Source organism: Mesorhizobium sp. WSM4313 (genome assembly GCF_002294725.1).
In the GTDB taxonomy this organism is placed as follows: Bacteria; Pseudomonadota; Alphaproteobacteria; order Rhizobiales; family Rhizobiaceae; genus Mesorhizobium.
Map to the genome: position 1 here is coordinate 266,661 of NZ_NSFT01000006.1, position 14,417 is coordinate 281,077.

Below are 14,417 nucleotides of genomic sequence, written 5' to 3' on the forward strand. Positions count from 1 at the left end.
GTTGCATCACTGATCGGCCGAAAGTTTGTTTTGCGCACCACAACCGGGGCGTGCCCTTTCGACAGCTCGTGGGCGAACGCCCCTCGCTCTCCGCCCCCGGTTGGATCAGGGCAAGGATTCGGGCTTTTTCGTGGTACATGCAAGGGGCCGGGCGATAATTCGCCCAAGCCGCGATCATGTTTGGCAACAGCCGTTAATGGTTGGCGGCGAGGCGGTGGAGCCCGATCACGAAAAGCAGGCCCGGCCCCTTGGGCTGAAGCCGCATTTCCGGGCTGTCGCGGTCGAGGATCAGCGTGTCGAGCGGTCCGAGGCTCGGCCCATCGTGCGTGAGGAGCGTGGCGCCGGCACCGACGGCAAGAACGAGCGTGGTGTCGGCGCGCGGCTCAATCCGAATCTCGGTGGTGAAAGACCGGCGCTCGACCTCATTGGCCATGCGGCCACGCCGGGTCATGATGTTGAGATCGGTGATCGGGCCGCCGATCAGCGCTGCGCCAGTCGGCACATCGCCCGGAAAGGCGAGCGGCGCCGAGGCCATGGTCAACCGCGCCGGCGCCTGGCCGGCAATGTCGAGAATGATCCCTTCGCCTTCCAGCACCGACAGTGTTCGATCTATGCCTGCGAAGCTTGAGAACGGCCCGCTCGTCTCGACCCGGGCCATGGAGATGCGCCAGTCGAAATCGTCGAGCCCGGCGCCGTCGGGCGAAACGGCGATTTCGGTCGTCGTGCCGCCGCCATTCTTCCACGGCATAACGCGGTAATCGGCGGCACGAAGGATGCGCATTCGGCTCAGACCCGGACGATTTCAGGTCGATTCGACCTGAAATCATCCAGCTCTGTCTTTTTGGTTAGGAGCATGATGTTGCCCGAAAACCGCCTCACACTTTTCGGCATCATGCTCAGCCCAGGATGCCCGGCAGGTTCAGTTGGTGCTCCTTGGCGCACTGGAGGGCGATGTCGTAGCCGGCATCGGCATGGCGCATGACGCCGGTCGCCGGATCGTTCCACAACACGCGCTCCAGGCGCTTTGCCGCGTCAGCCGTGCCGTCGGCGACGATGACCATGCCGGCATGCTGCGAGAAGCCCATGCCGACGCCGCCGCCATGGTGTAGCGACACCCAGGTCGCGCCCGACGCGGTGTTGAGCAGCGCGTTGAGCAGCGGCCAGTCGGAAACGGCGTCGGAACCATCCTTCATTGTTTCCGTCTCGCGGTTCGGCGAGGCGACCGAGCCGGAATCGAGATGGTCGCGGCCGATGACGACAGGCGCCTTGAGCTCGCCCTTGGCGACCATTTCGTTGAAGGCGAGGCCGAGCCGGTGGCGGTCGCCGAGACCGACCCAGCAGATGCGCGCCGGCAATCCCTGGAACGAGATGCGCTCGCGCGCCATGTCGAGCCAGTTGTGCAGATGGGTGTTGCCGGGGGTGAGCTCGCGCACCTTGGCGTCGGTCTTGTAGATATCTTCCGGATCGCCCGAGAGAGCGGCCCAGCGGAACGGGCCGATGCCGCGGCAGAACAGCGGCCGGATATAGGCCGGCACGAAGCCCGGGAATGCAAAGGCGTTCTCGAAACCCTCGTCCTTGGCGACCTGGCGGATGTTGTTGCCGTAGTCGAGCGTCGGCACGCCGGCGTTCCAGAATGCCACCATCGCCTCGACATGCTCGCGCATCGAAGCGCGGGCGGCCTTTTCGACGGCCTTCGGATCCGAGATGCGCTTCTCGCGCCACTCGGCCATCGTCCAGCCCTTCGGCAGATAGCCGTTGATCGGGTCATGCGCCGAGGTCTGGTCGGTGAGGATGTCGGGGCGGATGCCGCGCCTGAACATCTCCGGCACGGTCTCGGCGGCGTTGCCGAGCAGGCCGACCGATTTTGCCTCGCCGGCCTTGGTCCAGCGCTTGATCATGTCCATCGCTTCGTCGAGCGTCTCGGCCTTCTCGTCGACATAGCGGGTGCGCAAGCGGAAATCGATCGAGTCCGGGTTGCACTCGATGGCAAGGCAAGAAGCGCCGGCCATGACTGCCGCCAAGGGCTGGGCGCCACCCATGCCGCCGAGGCCGCCGGTCAGGATCCATTTGCCCTTGAGGTCGCCATTGTAGTGCTGGCGGCCAGCCTCGACGAAGGTCTCATAGGTGCCCTGCACGATGCCCTGCGTGCCGATATAGATCCAGGAGCCGGCCGTCATCTGGCCGTACATCATCAGGCCCTTCCTATCGAGCTCGTTGAACTTCTCCCAGGTCGCCCAGTGCGGCACGATGTTGGAGTTGGCGATGAGCACGCGCGGCGCGTTGGAATGGGTTTTGAAGACGCCGACCGGCTTGCCCGACTGCACCAGCAGCGTCTCGTCCTCGGCCAGCGTCTTCAGCGAAGCGACGATGCGGTCGAAATCGTTCCAGGTGCGCGCCGCCCTGCCGATGCCGCCATAGACGACGAGCTCGTTCGGGTTCTCGGCGACCTCCGGGTCGAGATTGTTCATCAGCATGCGCAGCGGCGCTTCCGTCGTCCAGTAGCGAGCATTGAGCTTGTCGCCGCGGGGGGCGCGCACTTCACGTATGTTGTGACGAGGATCGGTCATCATTGTCCCTTTCAAGCAAGGCGGGCGGCGCGGGTCAGCGCCCGGCCCAGTCAATGGCGGTTTCGAGGATTGTTTTCAGCGTGGCGCGGATCGGCGCGGCATAGCTTGGGTCGTAAGGCACCGGCCAATTTTCCGGCGAACCTTTTTCCGCAGGCTCGCGCATGTAGCCGCGGTTGGAGAGCTCCATCTGCAGCGCATGCACGCCGTTCCCGGGCTGGCCGAAGCTTCTGGTGATCCAGCCGCCCTTGAATCGGCCGTTGACCACCCAGGTCTCGCCGGTCGCGGCCAGGATGGCGGCCACTTTTTCCTGCAGCACAGGATCGGTGCTCTTGCCGTCATTGGTGCCAAGGTTGAAGACCGGCAGCGTGCCGCCGAACAGGCGCGGCAGCACCGAGCGGATCGAATGGCAGTCATAGAGCACGATCTTGTCATGTATGCCGCGCAGCCGGTCGATCTCGGCCTGTAGGGCGGCATGGTAAGGCTCGAAATAGGTCTTGCGGCGCTGGTCGATCTCGGATGGGCTCGGCTCCTCACCCATGCGGTAGAGCGGATCGCCGTCAAACGTGTCTGTCGGGCAAAGGGTGGTCGTCGCCTGCCCGGGATAGAGCGAAACGCCCGACGGATCGCGGTTGACGTCGATAACGGTACGCGAGATGGCGGTGTGCACAACGGTTGCGCCGAGGTCGGCGGCGAAATCATAGAGGTTGTCGATCCACCAGTCGCAGTCGCGCCGGCCGAGCCAAGGCGAGACGAGGCGCGAGTCGAGGCCGGCGAGGTCGATGCCGGTGTGCGGGATCGAAACCAGCAGCGGCGCTGTGCCCTGGGTGACCGTGAGCCAATTGGGTGAGGTCATGAGAGACCTCCATACGTTGGCGCCCTACGGCGCCCCCCTCTGCCCTGCCGGGCATCTCCCCCTCTTGGGGGGAGATCAGATGTCACGACGGCTTTCGCCAATCGCCTGCGTTGAAGGAAGAGCGGCGCCAAAGCCGCTGCTGATCTCCCCCCTAGAGGGGGAGATGGCCGGCAGGCCAGAGGGGGGCGCGAAGGAACTCGATCTAGCCTGGAGAGCACTCTCACGACGCGATCCCCGGCAGCTTCACGGCACCCGCCGCATTCACCGCGGCCCCGCTGCGGACCATGGCGATCGCCTTCTCCATGTCGGGATGGAAATGGCGGTCATTGTCGAGATGCGGGACTTCGGCCCGGACCAATTTGCGCACCGCCTCCAGCGCCTCGCTGGATGCAAGCGGCGCGTGAAAATCGCAGCCTTGCGCGGCGGCCAGCAATTCGATGCCGATGACGGCGGTCGCATTCTCGATCATGCCGAGCAGCCGGCGCGCGCCGTGGGCGGCCATCGAGACATGATCTTCCTGGTTGGCCGACGTCGGAATGGAATCGACGCTCGCCGGGTAGGCCTTCTGCTTGTTTTCGGAAACGAGCGCCGCCGCCGTCACCTGCGGGATCATGAAACCGGAGTTCAGACCGGGCTTCGGCGTGAGGAAGGCCGGCATGCCGGACAATGCCGGGTCGACCAGCATGGCAATGCGACGCTCCGACAGCGAGCCGATCTCGCAGACGGCAAGCGCAATCATGTCGGCGGCGAAGGCCACCGGCTCGGCGTGGAAATTGCCGCCCGAGAGCGCGGTGTCGTCCTCCGCGAAGATCAGCGGGTTGTCGGTGACGCCGTTGGCTTCCGTCTCGAGCGTGTCGGCGGCCTTGCGCAGCACGTCGAGCGCAGCGCCCATCACCTGCGGCTGGCAGCGCAGGCAGTACGGATCCTGCACGCGCTCATCGCCGACACGGTGCGATTCACGAATGGCGCTGCCGGCCATGAGATTACGCAGCGCGTCCGCCGTCTCGATCTGGCCGCGATGCTTGCGCAACAGATGGATGCGCGGGTCGAAGGGGGCGTCCGAACCCTTGGCGGCATCGGTCGACAGCGCGCCGGCGACCAGCGCCGACTGGTAGAGAACCTCGGCCTCGAACAGGCCGGCGAGCGCGAAGGCGGTCGAGAACTGCGTGCCGTTGAGCAGCGCGAGACCCTCCTTGGCGCCTAATGTCACCGCCTCCAGTCCATGCGAGACGAAGGCCACCTTGGCCGGGAACCGGCCATGCGGGGTAAAGCATTCGCCGACACCGATCATGACGGCGGTCATATGCGAAAGCGGCGCGAGGTCGCCGGAAGCGCCGACCGAGCCCTGCGCGGGCACCACCGGAATGACGTCGTTGGCGAGCATTGCTTCCAGCAATTCTATGGTCTGAGGCCGCACGCCGGATGCGCCCTGGGCCAGGCTGGCGAGCTTCAGCGCCATCATCAGCCGCACCACGGCGACAGGCATCGGCTCGCCGACGCCGGCGGCATGCGAGAGCACGATGTTGCGCTGGAGCGTTTCGAGGTCGTCAGCCGGGATGCGGACGCTGGCCAGCTTGCCGAAGCCGGTGTTGATGCCATAGACCGGCTCGCCCTTGGCGACGATGCGGGCGACGGCCTCGGCGCTGTCCCGGATCTTCAGCCGGCAGGCGGCGTCAAGCCGCGGCACGGCGCCGCGATAAATGGCGCGCCAGTCGGCAAGCGTCGCGTTGCCGGGCTTCAGGGTAAGTTCCGTCATTGTCCTCTCCAGATACGGGCATGGAGCGGGTTGAAGCCCATGCGGTAGACGAGTTCGGCCGGACGCTCGATATCCCAGATGGCGAGATCGGCCGATTTGCCGGCTTCCAGCGTGCCGGTCTGTTCAAGCAAGCCCAACGCCCGCGCGGCCTCGCGGGTGACGCCGGCGAGACACTCGTCGACGGTCATGCCGAACAGCGTCGCGGCCATGTTCATGGTGAGCAGCAGCGAAGTAAGCGGCGAGGTACCGGGATTGGAGTCGGTGGCGACAGCCATCTTCACGCCGTGGCGGCGGAAGAGATCGACGGGCGGCTTCTTCGTCTCGCGGATGAAGTAGTAAGCGCCGGGCAGGATGGTCGCCACGGTGCCGGCCTTGGCCATCGCGTAGGCTCCTTCCTCGTCCGTATATTCGAGGTGGTCGGCGGACAACGCGCCATAGCGGGCGGCAAGTGCTGCGCCATGCAGGTTGGAGAGTTGGTCGGCGTGGAGTTTTACCGGCAGGCCGAGCGCCTTGGCCTTATCGAACACGCGCGCCATTTGCTCCGGCGAGAAGGCGATGCCCTCGCAGAACCCATCGACGGCATCGGCGAGCTTTTCGGCAGCGACTTGCGGCAGGATCGTGCCGGCGACCAGATCGATGAAGGCGTCCTTGTCGCCCTTGGCTTCCGGCGGCAGGGCGTGGGCGGCGAGACAAGTGGTGCGGATCGTTACCGGACGCTCACCGGCCAGACGGCGGGCTGCGCGCAGCGATTTCTTCTCATTATCGGCATCAAGGCCGTAGCCGGACTTGACCTCGACGGTGGTGACGCCTTCGGCGATCAGCGCGTCGAGCCGCGGCAGCGTCTCAGCGACCAGGTCGTCCTCGCTTGCGGCGCGCAGCGACTTGACCGACGAGACGATGCCGCCGCCGGCGCGCGCCACTTCTTCATAGGTGGCGCCGGCCAGACGCATCTCGAACTCGTTGGCGCGGTTGCCGGCATAGACAAGATGGGTATGGCAGTCGATCAGGCCGGGCGTGATCCAGCGTCCAGAGCAATCGACCGTCTCGGCGCCTTGCCCGACCGAAGCCGGCATATCGGCCTCGGGGCCGGCATAGAGAATAAGCCCCTCGCGCGCGGCGATCGCGCCTTTTTCGACGATACCGAGACCGGCCGCACCCTCGGCCATGGTCGCCAGGCGCGCATTGCGCCAAACCCGATGGCCGCTCCTGTTGTTTGCTCCACCCATCATCTTTTCCATTTGAAAGGATGGCGATTATGTATATACATATTGAAACGCGACGCAAGCAATATCGTCGCTCACGCATCGAGATTTGGAGACGCAGGTGACGGCGATCTTTGCGGAACAGGCGCTTCTGCCCGAGGGCTGGCAAAGCAATGTGAGGATCGCTTTCGACGGCGGCCGCATCTCGAAGGTCGGGGCCAGCGCCTCCGTGCAAGCCGGCGACGAGCGCCATGCCATCGTCATGCCCGGCATGCCCAATTTGCACAGCCACGCCTTCCAGCGCGGCATGGCGGGTCTGGCCGAATTGCGCGGACCTTCGGCCGACAGTTTCTGGAGCTGGCGCGAAGTGATGTACCGCTTCGCGCTGTCGATGACGCCGGACCAGGTCGAGGCTGTGGCGGCGCAGCTCTATGTCGAAATGCTGGAGGCCGGCTTTTCGCGCGTCGGCGAGTTCCATTACCTCCACCATGATCGCGACGGAAAGCCTTACGCCAATATCGCCGAAATGGCGGAGCGGATCGCGGCTGCCGCCGCAGATACCGGCATTGGCCTGACACTGTTGCCGGTCTTCTATGCCCATTCCGCCTTCGGCGGCGCCGCGCCCAACGAAGGCCAGCGGCGATTCATCAATGATGTCGAGCGCTTCGGACGTCTGCTTGAGAAAAGCCGCGAGGCGGTTCATTCGCTGGAGCAGGCCGTCGTCGGCGTTGCGCCGCACAGCCTGCGCGCCGCAACGCCGGACGAACTCGATGCGGTCGCCGCGATGGCGCCGGACGGCCCGATCCACATCCATGTCGCCGAGCAGATGAAGGAAGTCGAGGACTGCGTCGCCTGGTCGGGCAAGCGTCCGGTCGAATTCCTGCTGGCCAACGCCAAAGTCGACAAGCGCTGGTGCCTGATCCACGCCACCCATATGACCGAAGCCGAGACGATTGCCATGGCCCGGACCGGCGCCGTCGCCGGACTCTGTCCGATCACCGAAGCCAATCTCGGCGACGGTACGTTCGCGGCGCCACTGTTCATCGAGCATGGCGGCCGCTTTGGCGTCGGCTCCGACTCCAATGTGCTGATCGGCCTGTCGGACGAGCTTCGGCAGCTCGAATATTCGCAGCGCCTCGCCCATCGCGCCCGCAATGTGCTGGCCCGCACCGGCGGCTCGACGGGGCGCGCCCTGTTCGACGCCTCGCTCGACGGCGGCAGCCAGGCGCTCGGCGCCGGTCCGGCGCAAATTGCCGCCGGCTGCCCCGCCGATTTGGTCTCGCTCGACGCTGGCCATCCTTCGGTTGCCGGCAAGGCTGGCGACGCGATCCTCGACACCTGGATTTTCGCCAACGGCAGCAAGGTCGATTGCGTTTGGGTGCATGGCAAGAAGCAGGTCAGCGGCGGCAGACATGCCAAGCGCGAGGCGGTTGCCAAGCGGTTCCGCGAAGTCATGACCGCATTGTCGCAGGGCTGAACAGGAACATCCGATGAGCCTTGTCGAGATAGATGACATCGAAGGCGGCGAGATCCTCTCGCTGCATCAACGCATCCTGTCGGATATCCGCGAAAAGATCCTGTCGGGCGCCTGGGCGCCGGGCCATCGCATCCCCTTCGAGCACGAGCTGACGGATCACTACAATTGCTCGCGCATGACGGTGAACAAGGCGCTGTCGCAGTTGGCCAAGGCCGGGCTGATCGAGCGCCGCCGCCGCTCCGGTAGTTTCGTGCGCCAGCCGCAGTCGCAAGCGGCGGTGCTTGAGCTGCATGACATCAGAATCGAGGTCGAGGCGCTCGGCCTGCCCTATCGCTATAAGCGGCTGGAACGCCTGAAGCGGCGCAGTGGCACCGAAGACCGTGCGCTGCTCGGGCTCTCCCAATCAGGTCCGGTGCTCGCGCTGGAGGGCCTGCATTTTGCCGGCGAACGGCCGTTCGCGCTAGAGCAGCGGCTGATCAATCTTTCAGCGGTGGCCGAGGCAGCCGAGGAGGAATTTCTCGACATCGCGCCGGGCCCGTGGCTGATCGGCCGCGTTCCGTGGAGCGAGGCCGAGCACCGCATCCGCGCCATGGCCGCCGACGAGATGATCGCCGATGCGCTAGACATCGACGTGGGCGCGCCCTGCCTGGTGGTCGAACGCCGCACCTGGAGCGCCGAGCATCCGGTGACCCATGTACGGTTCATCTATCCGGCGGAGAGCCACACGCTGGTGGCGCGGTTTACCCCGTCGCAGGGGTGAGCTCTTCTCCTTCTCCCCTTGCGGGAGAAGGTGGATCGGCGCGCAGCGCCGAGACGGATGAGGGGTGTTCCAGCGGAGTGAGACGCTGGCATTCCCTGGAGCACCCCTCATCCGGCCGCTTCACGGCCACCTTCTCCCACAAGGGGAGAAGGGAAAGTCGGCGCCTCAGATCGCCGCAGTCACAATAATCTCGACCAGATATTCCGGGGCGGCGAGCTTGGCCTCGCCGGTGGCGCGCGCCGGGGTATGGCCTTGCGGCACCCACTTGTCCCATTCCGAATTCATTTCGGCGAAGGTGCCCATGTCGGCAAGCCAGATGATCGCCTGGACGATCTTGGTCTTGTCGGTGCCGGCCTTGGCGAGCAATTCGTCGACGGTCTTGAGGATGTCGCGGGTCTGCGAGGCGACGTTGCCGCCGGGCTCGCCGACCTGGCCGGCCAGATAGACGGTGTTGCCATGGATGACGATCTGGCTCATGCGCGGGCCGACATCGATGCGACGAATGCTCATTGGAGGTTCCTTCGTTATGGGGGTCGCTGCTCTTTAGAGTCCGGGCGGACGCGGGGCAAGGCCGGCGGACGCGAAACCAATTGAGCCAAGTGTCCGATCTCTGCCGCCCACCTACACGGCGAGTTGACCGGTCGTGACACAATTGCGCCAGCCTGGCGTGTTGACTAATGTAATAACATCACATATCGACAGCTCACTCGATTTCGCGGACCGCCGCCCGATGACCAATGCCTGCCTGACTTTCCGCGACCTGACGCTGGGCTACAACAGCCACGCGGCCATCCATCATTTGAACGGCACCGTCCGCAAAGGTTCGCTGACCGCGGTGGTCGGCGCCAACGGCTCGGGCAAATCGACGCTGATGAAGGGCATCGTCGGCGTGCTGAAGCCGATGCAAGGCGCGGTGGTCCGCATGCCGGGTGTCCGCACCGCCTATCTTCCACAGCAGTCGGAGCTCGATCGCTCCTTTCCGGCGCGCGTCGTCGATCTGGTCTCGCTCGGCCTATGGCCAAAGCGCGGCATGCTCGGGCGCTACACCAAAGAGGACCGAGAATCCGTCAGCAAGGCGCTGATGGCGGTCGGGCTCGGCGGCTTCGAGAAGCGGCCGATCGATACGCTGTCCGGCGGCCAGTTGCAGCGCACGCTGTTTGCCCGCGTGCTTCTGCAGGACGCCGACCTCATACTGCTCGACGAGCCGTTCAACGCGGTCGACTCCAAGACGGTGGGCGATCTCATCCAGTTGATAAAGCGCTGGCATGGCGAGGAGCGCACGATCATGGTCGTGATTCACGACCTCGACCTGGTGCGGCAGAATTTCCCGGAGACGCTGCTGCTTGCCCGCCAGCCTGTCGCCTGGGGCGACACCAAGGACACGCTGCGGCCGGAAAATCTGCTCAAGGCAAGGCGCTTCCACGAGGCGTGGGAAGAAAACGCGCCGTGGTGCGAGCCGAGTGAGCATGAACACAGCCATGATCGCGCGCACGATCATGATCAAGGGCATGACCACCGACACGACCATCATCACGGCTCCGGACCGAGGGCGGCATGATGGATTTCCTCTACGGCCTGTTCATCGCGCCCTTCGCCGACTTCGCCTTTATGCAGCGGGCGCTGTTCGGCTCGCTGATGCTGTCGCTCGGCGCCTGCCCGGTCGGCGTCTTCCTGATGCTCAGGCGCATGAGCCTGTCGGGCGACGCGATGGCGCATGCCATCCTGCCCGGCGCTGCCGCCGGCTTCCTGCTTTATGGCCTCGAAATCCTGCCGATGACCATCGGCGGGCTGATCGCCGGCATCATCGTGGCGCTCGGCGCGGGTGCCGTCTCTCGCTTCACCATCCAGCGCGAGGACGCCTCGATGGCGGCCTTCTACCTCATCTCGCTGGCCGTCGGCGTGCTGATGGTGTCGATCCGCGGCTCCAGCGTCGACCTGATGCATGTGCTGTTCGGCACGGTGCTGGCGCTCAACGATGAGGCGCTCATCCTGATCGGCGGAATCGTGGCGGTGACGCTCGCCTGTCTCGCCATCTTCTGGCGCGCGCTTGTCGCCGAGTGCCTCGACCCGCTGTTCCTGCGCTCGGTGAGCCGCATGGGCAGCCCGGTGCATTTCATTTTCTTGGGCCTTGTCGTGCTCAACCTCGTCGGCGGCTTCCAGGCGTTGGGCACGCTGCTGTCGGTCGGACTGATGATGCTGCCTGCCGCCGCGGCCCGCTTCTGGACGGCGCGCGTGGAGCCGATGTGCGCGTTCGCCGTGCTGATCGGCTTCGCCTCCTGCGTCGCCGGGCTGCTTCTGTCCTATCACGCCTCGCTGCCTTCCGGCCCGGCGATCATCCTTTCGGCCGGCGTCGTCTATTTCTGCTCGATCCTGTTCGGCACGCGCGGCGTGCTGCGCGCCCGCATCGTGCATCACCGGCACCGCACCGCCTGACCCTCATTCCCACCCCTTAAAGGAGACGTTGCCAATGCTGAAATCCTTCCGAGCCGCCCTGGCGTTGAGCGTTATAACATTAAGCGCCTTCGCAACATCGTCCGCCTTCGCGGCGCCGCTCAAGGTCGTGGCGAGCTTCACCGTGATTGCCGACTTTGCGAAAAATGTCGGCGGCGACCGGGTCAACATCACCACCATTGTCGGGCCGGACGGCGACGCGCATGTCTATGAGCCGAGCCCGGCCGATGCGGTAGCAATGGCCAAAGCCGATGTCGTGCTGGTCAACGGCCTGCATTTCGAAGGTTTTCTCCAGCGCCTGGTCGATGCCAGCGCCACCAAGGCCGCGATCGTGACTCTGACCAAGGGGGTCACCCCGATCGACTTCAAGCCGGAATTCGCCGACGCAGATGCCGCAGAAGGGGCCGGCACCGGAAGCGGCAAGACGGTCACGGATCCGCACGCCTTCCAGTCGATCGCCAACGCCAAGATCTATGTGAAAAACATTGCCGACGCTTTCTGCGCGGCCGACAGCGCAGGCTGCGACAGCTACAAGGCCAACGCCGCCGCCTATACTGCCAAGCTCGATGGGCTGGAGGGCGAAGTGAAGGCGGCGATCCAGTCGATCCCCCAAGCCAAGCGCGTCGTCATCACCTCGCATGATGCTTTCGGCTATTTCGAGCACGAATACGGCCTGACCTTCCTCGCGCCGGAAGGCATCTCGACCGAATCCGAGCCCTCGGCGGCCGATGTCGCCAAGCTGGTTAGCCAAGTGAAGCAGGACAAGGCGGCGGCGATCTTCGTGGAAAACATCACCAATCCGCGGCTCATCGAGCAGATCGCCGGCGAGACCGGCATCAAGGTCGGCGGCACGCTCTATTCGGATGCGCTGTCGGGGTCCGATGGACCGGCCTCGACCTATGTCGACATGATGCGCAACAACATTACGCAGATCAAAGGCGCGATCCTCGGCAGCTGAGCGGCCAACATCCAACCGGACCAGGATCGGCCCGGTTGGATTTTCCGGCCCTCACTCTCTATTTGGCAGAGAAATCCGCTGGCACGGATTGCCGCTCATGCCCCGGAGTGGCATGACTGCCGCCAAAGAGATTGCGAGGACCACATCATGGAATACCGCCAGATCAGCGATGACTATTCGGTCTCCGGCCAGATCCAGCCGCAGGATATCGCCGCCATCAAGGACGCAGGCTTCAAAAGCGTGATCTGCAACCGGCCGGACGACGAGCAGCCGGGCCAGCCTTCGGCCGGAAGCGTTCAGGCCGCGGCCGAGGCGGCCGGGCTTGCCTTCCGCTACATTCCGGTGATCAGCGGCCAGATCACCATGGACAATGTCGAGGACCAGGCCGCTGCGCTCGACGAGCTGGAAGGCCCGGTGTTCGCCTATTGCCGCTCAGGCGCACGCTGCACCAACCTCTATGGGCTGATCCAGCAGCAGCGGGGGTGACGGATTTGCCGCGAAAGTGTGCTGAGATTCAGGTCAGGCCGAGCCGAAAATCGTGGCTTCCGAGAACCGGAGCGGAGCGTACTTAAAGTACGTGAGCACCGGAAGCGCAGGAAGCCGCATTTGCAGGCCGGCCTCACCTGAATATCGGCACACTTTAAATCGGCAGCGCGCCGGTTTCCTTCAGCGTCTCCAGCACGATCGCGGTCTTCACATGCTGCACGGATTCGTGCGGCAGGAGCACGCCGTTGACGAACTCGGACAGTGACTTGAGGTCGGGCGTCACCACCTTCAGGATGTAATCCATCTCGCCGGTTAGCGCGTGCGCCTCCTGCACCTCGGGCAGGCGGGCCACCAGCTCGCCGAAGCGGCGGGCATTGTCGCGGTTGTGGGTGGCTAAAGTCACCGAGATGACGTTGACCAGCGAAAAGCCAAGACGGTCGCGGTCGAGCACGGCACGGTATCCTTTGATGTAGCCATCATCCTCCAGCCGCTGGCGGCGGCGCGAGCATTGCGAGGGCGAGAGGTTCACGCGCTCCGAAAGGTCATTGTTGGTATAGCGTGCATCCTCCTGCAGAAGCGCCATTATCTTGCGGTCAAATTGATCGAGACGCGTATCATCCACGAGCAATCCTCCATTCATGCATAATTTGCGCACATGATGACCATTTCAGGCGGTTGAATGCAAGCACCGTGCGGCTGCTCCGCGCTATTATGGCGAAAGATGGCCAAGCTTGGCCGCAACAGCTTTCGGAGGACTGCCATGGGCCCGTTCCCGCACGACGCCCCGCCCGCCAGGATCAGCAAGCAAAACCCCGCCGGCACCGACGGCTTCGAATTCGTCGAGTTCGCGCATTCAGAGCCGGCAAAACTCGCCGAGCTCTTTGCCCGCATGGGCTATGTCGCGGTGGCCAAGCATCGCAGCAAGGACATCACCGTCTGGCGCCAGGGCGACATCAATTATGTCGTCAATGCCGAGCCCGGCTCGCATGCGATGAAGTTCGTCGAAAAGCACGGCCCCTGCGCTGCCTCGATGGCGTGGCGCGTGGTCGATGCCAAACATGCCTTCAACCATGCCGTCTCAAAGGGCGCCACGCCCTATGAAGGCACCGACAAGGCACTGGACGTGCCGGCCATCGTCGGCATCGGCGGCTCGCTGCTTTATTTCATCGAAGCCTATGGCGAGAAAGGCTCGGCCTATGACGCCGAGTTCGAATGGCTGGGCGAGCGCGACCCCAAGCCCGAAGGCGTCGGCTTCTATTATCTCGACCACCTCACCCACAATGTCTATCGCGGCAACATGGACAAGTGGTGGGATTTCTATCGCGACCTGTTCGGTTTCAAGCAGATCCATTTCTTCGACATCGACGGCAAGATCACCGGCCTGGTCAGCCGCGCCATCACCTCGCCCTGCGGCAAGATCCGCATTCCGCTGAACGAGTCCAAGGACGAGACCAGCCAGATCGCCGAGTATCTGAAGAAGTACAATGGCGAGGGCATCCAGCACATCGCGGTCGGCACCGATGCGATCTACGAGGCCACCGACAAGCTCGCCGCCAACGGGCTGAAATTCATGCCCGGCCCGCCCGACACTTATTATGAGATGTCGCATGAGCGGGTGCACGGCCACGACGAGCCGATCGAGCGCATGAAAAAGCACGGCATCCTGATCGACGGCGAAGGCGTGGTCGACGGCGGTACGACCAAGATCCTGCTGCAGATCTTCTCCAAAACCGTGATCGGCCCGATCTTCTTCGAGTTCATCCAGCGCAAGGGCGATGAAGGTTTTGGCGAAGGCAATTTCCGCGCGCTCTTCGAATCGATCGAGCAGGACCAGATCAAGCGCGGCGTGATCAAGCTGGACGGCAAGGCGGCGTAACGCCTGAGCTTACTTGCGGCCGGACCAATTA

The 14,417-nt window shown here is 64.4% G+C and carries 14 protein-coding genes; 7 read left to right on the plus strand and 7 right to left on the minus strand.

Features of this window, described 5'->3' with window-relative positions:
* Positions 1–193 precede the first annotated feature (193 nt).
* The 5 genes from CK219_RS16445 to hutI form a co-directional block, all read right to left on the minus strand.
* Positions 194–781, minus strand: coding sequence for a HutD family protein (locus CK219_RS16445; RefSeq protein ID WP_095767783.1), 588 nt, complete (start codon positions 779–781; stop codon positions 194–196).
* Positions 782–896: 115 nt separating this feature from the next.
* Positions 897–2,570: a urocanate hydratase gene (gene hutU, locus CK219_RS16450; RefSeq protein WP_176477035.1), complete on the minus strand. Its 1,674-nt coding sequence runs from the start codon at positions 2,568–2,570 to the stop codon at positions 897–899.
* A 31-nt stretch (positions 2,571–2,601) separates the two neighbouring features.
* Entirely contained in the window at positions 2,602–3,420 is an 819-nt protein-coding gene (hutG, locus tag CK219_RS16455) for an N-formylglutamate deformylase (RefSeq protein ID WP_095767784.1), read from the minus strand.
* Positions 3,421–3,640: 220 nt separating this feature from the next.
* Positions 3,641–5,176: a histidine ammonia-lyase gene (gene hutH, locus CK219_RS16465; RefSeq protein ID WP_095767785.1), complete on the minus strand. Its 1,536-nt coding sequence runs from the start codon at positions 5,174–5,176 to the stop codon at positions 3,641–3,643.
* Positions 5,173–6,402: an imidazolonepropionase gene (gene hutI, locus CK219_RS16470; RefSeq protein ID WP_176477045.1), complete on the minus strand. Its 1,230-nt coding sequence runs from the start codon at positions 6,400–6,402 to the stop codon at positions 5,173–5,175. Before hutI ends, hutH begins: the two co-directional genes overlap by 4 nt.
* A 97-nt stretch (positions 6,403–6,499) precedes the next feature.
* Here hutI and CK219_RS16475 point away from each other — a divergent pair, with 97 nt between their 5' ends.
* Positions 6,500–7,855 (plus strand): formimidoylglutamate deiminase, encoded by a 1,356-nt coding sequence (locus CK219_RS16475; protein ID WP_095767912.1) that lies wholly within the window; start codon positions 6,500–6,502, stop codon positions 7,853–7,855.
* A 13-nt stretch (positions 7,856–7,868) separates the two neighbouring features.
* Entirely contained in the window at positions 7,869–8,615 is a 747-nt protein-coding gene (hutC, locus tag CK219_RS16480; RefSeq protein WP_095767786.1) for a histidine utilization repressor, read from the plus strand.
* A 165-nt stretch (positions 8,616–8,780) separates the two neighbouring features.
* Here hutC and CK219_RS16485 read toward each other — a convergent pair whose 3' ends face one another.
* Positions 8,781–9,125 (minus strand): RidA family protein, encoded by a 345-nt coding sequence (locus CK219_RS16485; RefSeq protein ID WP_095767787.1) that lies wholly within the window; start codon positions 9,123–9,125, stop codon positions 8,781–8,783.
* Positions 9,126–9,345: 220 nt separating this feature from the next.
* On the opposite strand from CK219_RS16485, the gene aztA reads away from it, so the two are divergent.
* The 4 genes from aztA (at position 9,346) to CK219_RS16505 (ending at position 12,510) form a co-directional block, all read left to right on the plus strand.
* Complete coding sequence (gene aztA / locus CK219_RS16490) at positions 9,346–10,173, plus strand: zinc ABC transporter ATP-binding protein AztA (protein ID WP_095767788.1); 828 nt, start codon at positions 9,346–9,348, stop codon at positions 10,171–10,173.
* Positions 10,173–11,048: a zinc ABC transporter permease AztB gene (gene aztB, locus CK219_RS16495; protein ID WP_095767789.1), complete on the plus strand. Its 876-nt coding sequence runs from the start codon at positions 10,173–10,175 to the stop codon at positions 11,046–11,048. The genes aztA and aztB overlap by 1 nt, the downstream gene beginning before the upstream one ends.
* 34 nt (positions 11,049–11,082) lie before the next feature.
* Complete coding sequence (gene aztC, locus CK219_RS16500; RefSeq protein WP_095767790.1) at positions 11,083–12,024, plus strand: zinc ABC transporter substrate-binding protein AztC; 942 nt, start codon at positions 11,083–11,085, stop codon at positions 12,022–12,024.
* Between the two features lie 147 nt (positions 12,025–12,171).
* A complete protein-coding gene (locus CK219_RS16505; RefSeq protein ID WP_095767791.1) occupies positions 12,172–12,510 on the plus strand; it encodes a TIGR01244 family sulfur transferase in 339 nt (112 codons plus the stop codon).
* A 154-nt stretch (positions 12,511–12,664) separates the two neighbouring features.
* Here the strand turns inward: CK219_RS16505 and CK219_RS16510 are convergent, their stop codons facing one another.
* Positions 12,665–13,132 (minus strand): Lrp/AsnC family transcriptional regulator, encoded by a 468-nt coding sequence (locus CK219_RS16510; RefSeq protein WP_095767792.1) that lies wholly within the window; start codon positions 13,130–13,132, stop codon positions 12,665–12,667.
* 138 nt (positions 13,133–13,270) lie between these two features.
* On the opposite strand from CK219_RS16510, the gene hppD reads away from it, so the two are divergent.
* On the plus strand, positions 13,271–14,386 hold the full coding sequence (gene hppD / locus CK219_RS16515; RefSeq protein WP_095767793.1) for a 4-hydroxyphenylpyruvate dioxygenase: 1,116 nt from the start codon (positions 13,271–13,273) through the stop codon (positions 14,384–14,386).
* The last annotated feature ends 31 nt before the right edge of the window (positions 14,387–14,417 follow it).

Excerpts from the sequence above, each read along its gene's own strand:
- CK219_RS16445 (WP_095767783.1), bottom strand. The coding sequence starts at position 781 with ATGCGCATCCTTCGTGCCGCCGATTACCGCGTTATGCCGTGGAAGAAT.
- hutU (WP_176477035.1), bottom strand. The coding sequence starts at position 2,570 with ATGATGACCGATCCTCGTCACAACATACGTGAAGTGCGCGCCCCCCGC.
- hutG (WP_095767784.1), bottom strand. The coding sequence starts at position 3,420 with ATGACCTCACCCAATTGGCTCACGGTCACCCAGGGCACAGCGCCGCTG.
- hutH (WP_095767785.1), bottom strand. The coding sequence starts at position 5,176 with ATGACGGAACTTACCCTGAAGCCCGGCAACGCGACGCTTGCCGACTGG.
- hutI (WP_176477045.1), bottom strand. The coding sequence starts at position 6,402 with ATGGGTGGAGCAAACAACAGGAGCGGCCATCGGGTTTGGCGCAATGCG.
- hutC (WP_095767786.1), top strand. The coding sequence starts at position 7,869 with ATGAGCCTTGTCGAGATAGATGACATCGAAGGCGGCGAGATCCTCTCG.
- CK219_RS16485 (WP_095767787.1), bottom strand. The coding sequence starts at position 9,125 with ATGAGCATTCGTCGCATCGATGTCGGCCCGCGCATGAGCCAGATCGTC.
- aztA (WP_095767788.1), top strand. The coding sequence starts at position 9,346 with ATGACCAATGCCTGCCTGACTTTCCGCGACCTGACGCTGGGCTACAAC.
- aztB (WP_095767789.1), top strand. The coding sequence starts at position 10,173 with ATGGATTTCCTCTACGGCCTGTTCATCGCGCCCTTCGCCGACTTCGCC.
- aztC (WP_095767790.1), top strand. The coding sequence starts at position 11,083 with ATGCTGAAATCCTTCCGAGCCGCCCTGGCGTTGAGCGTTATAACATTA.
- CK219_RS16505 (WP_095767791.1), top strand. The coding sequence starts at position 12,172 with ATGGAATACCGCCAGATCAGCGATGACTATTCGGTCTCCGGCCAGATC.
- hppD (WP_095767793.1), top strand. The coding sequence starts at position 13,271 with ATGGGCCCGTTCCCGCACGACGCCCCGCCCGCCAGGATCAGCAAGCAA.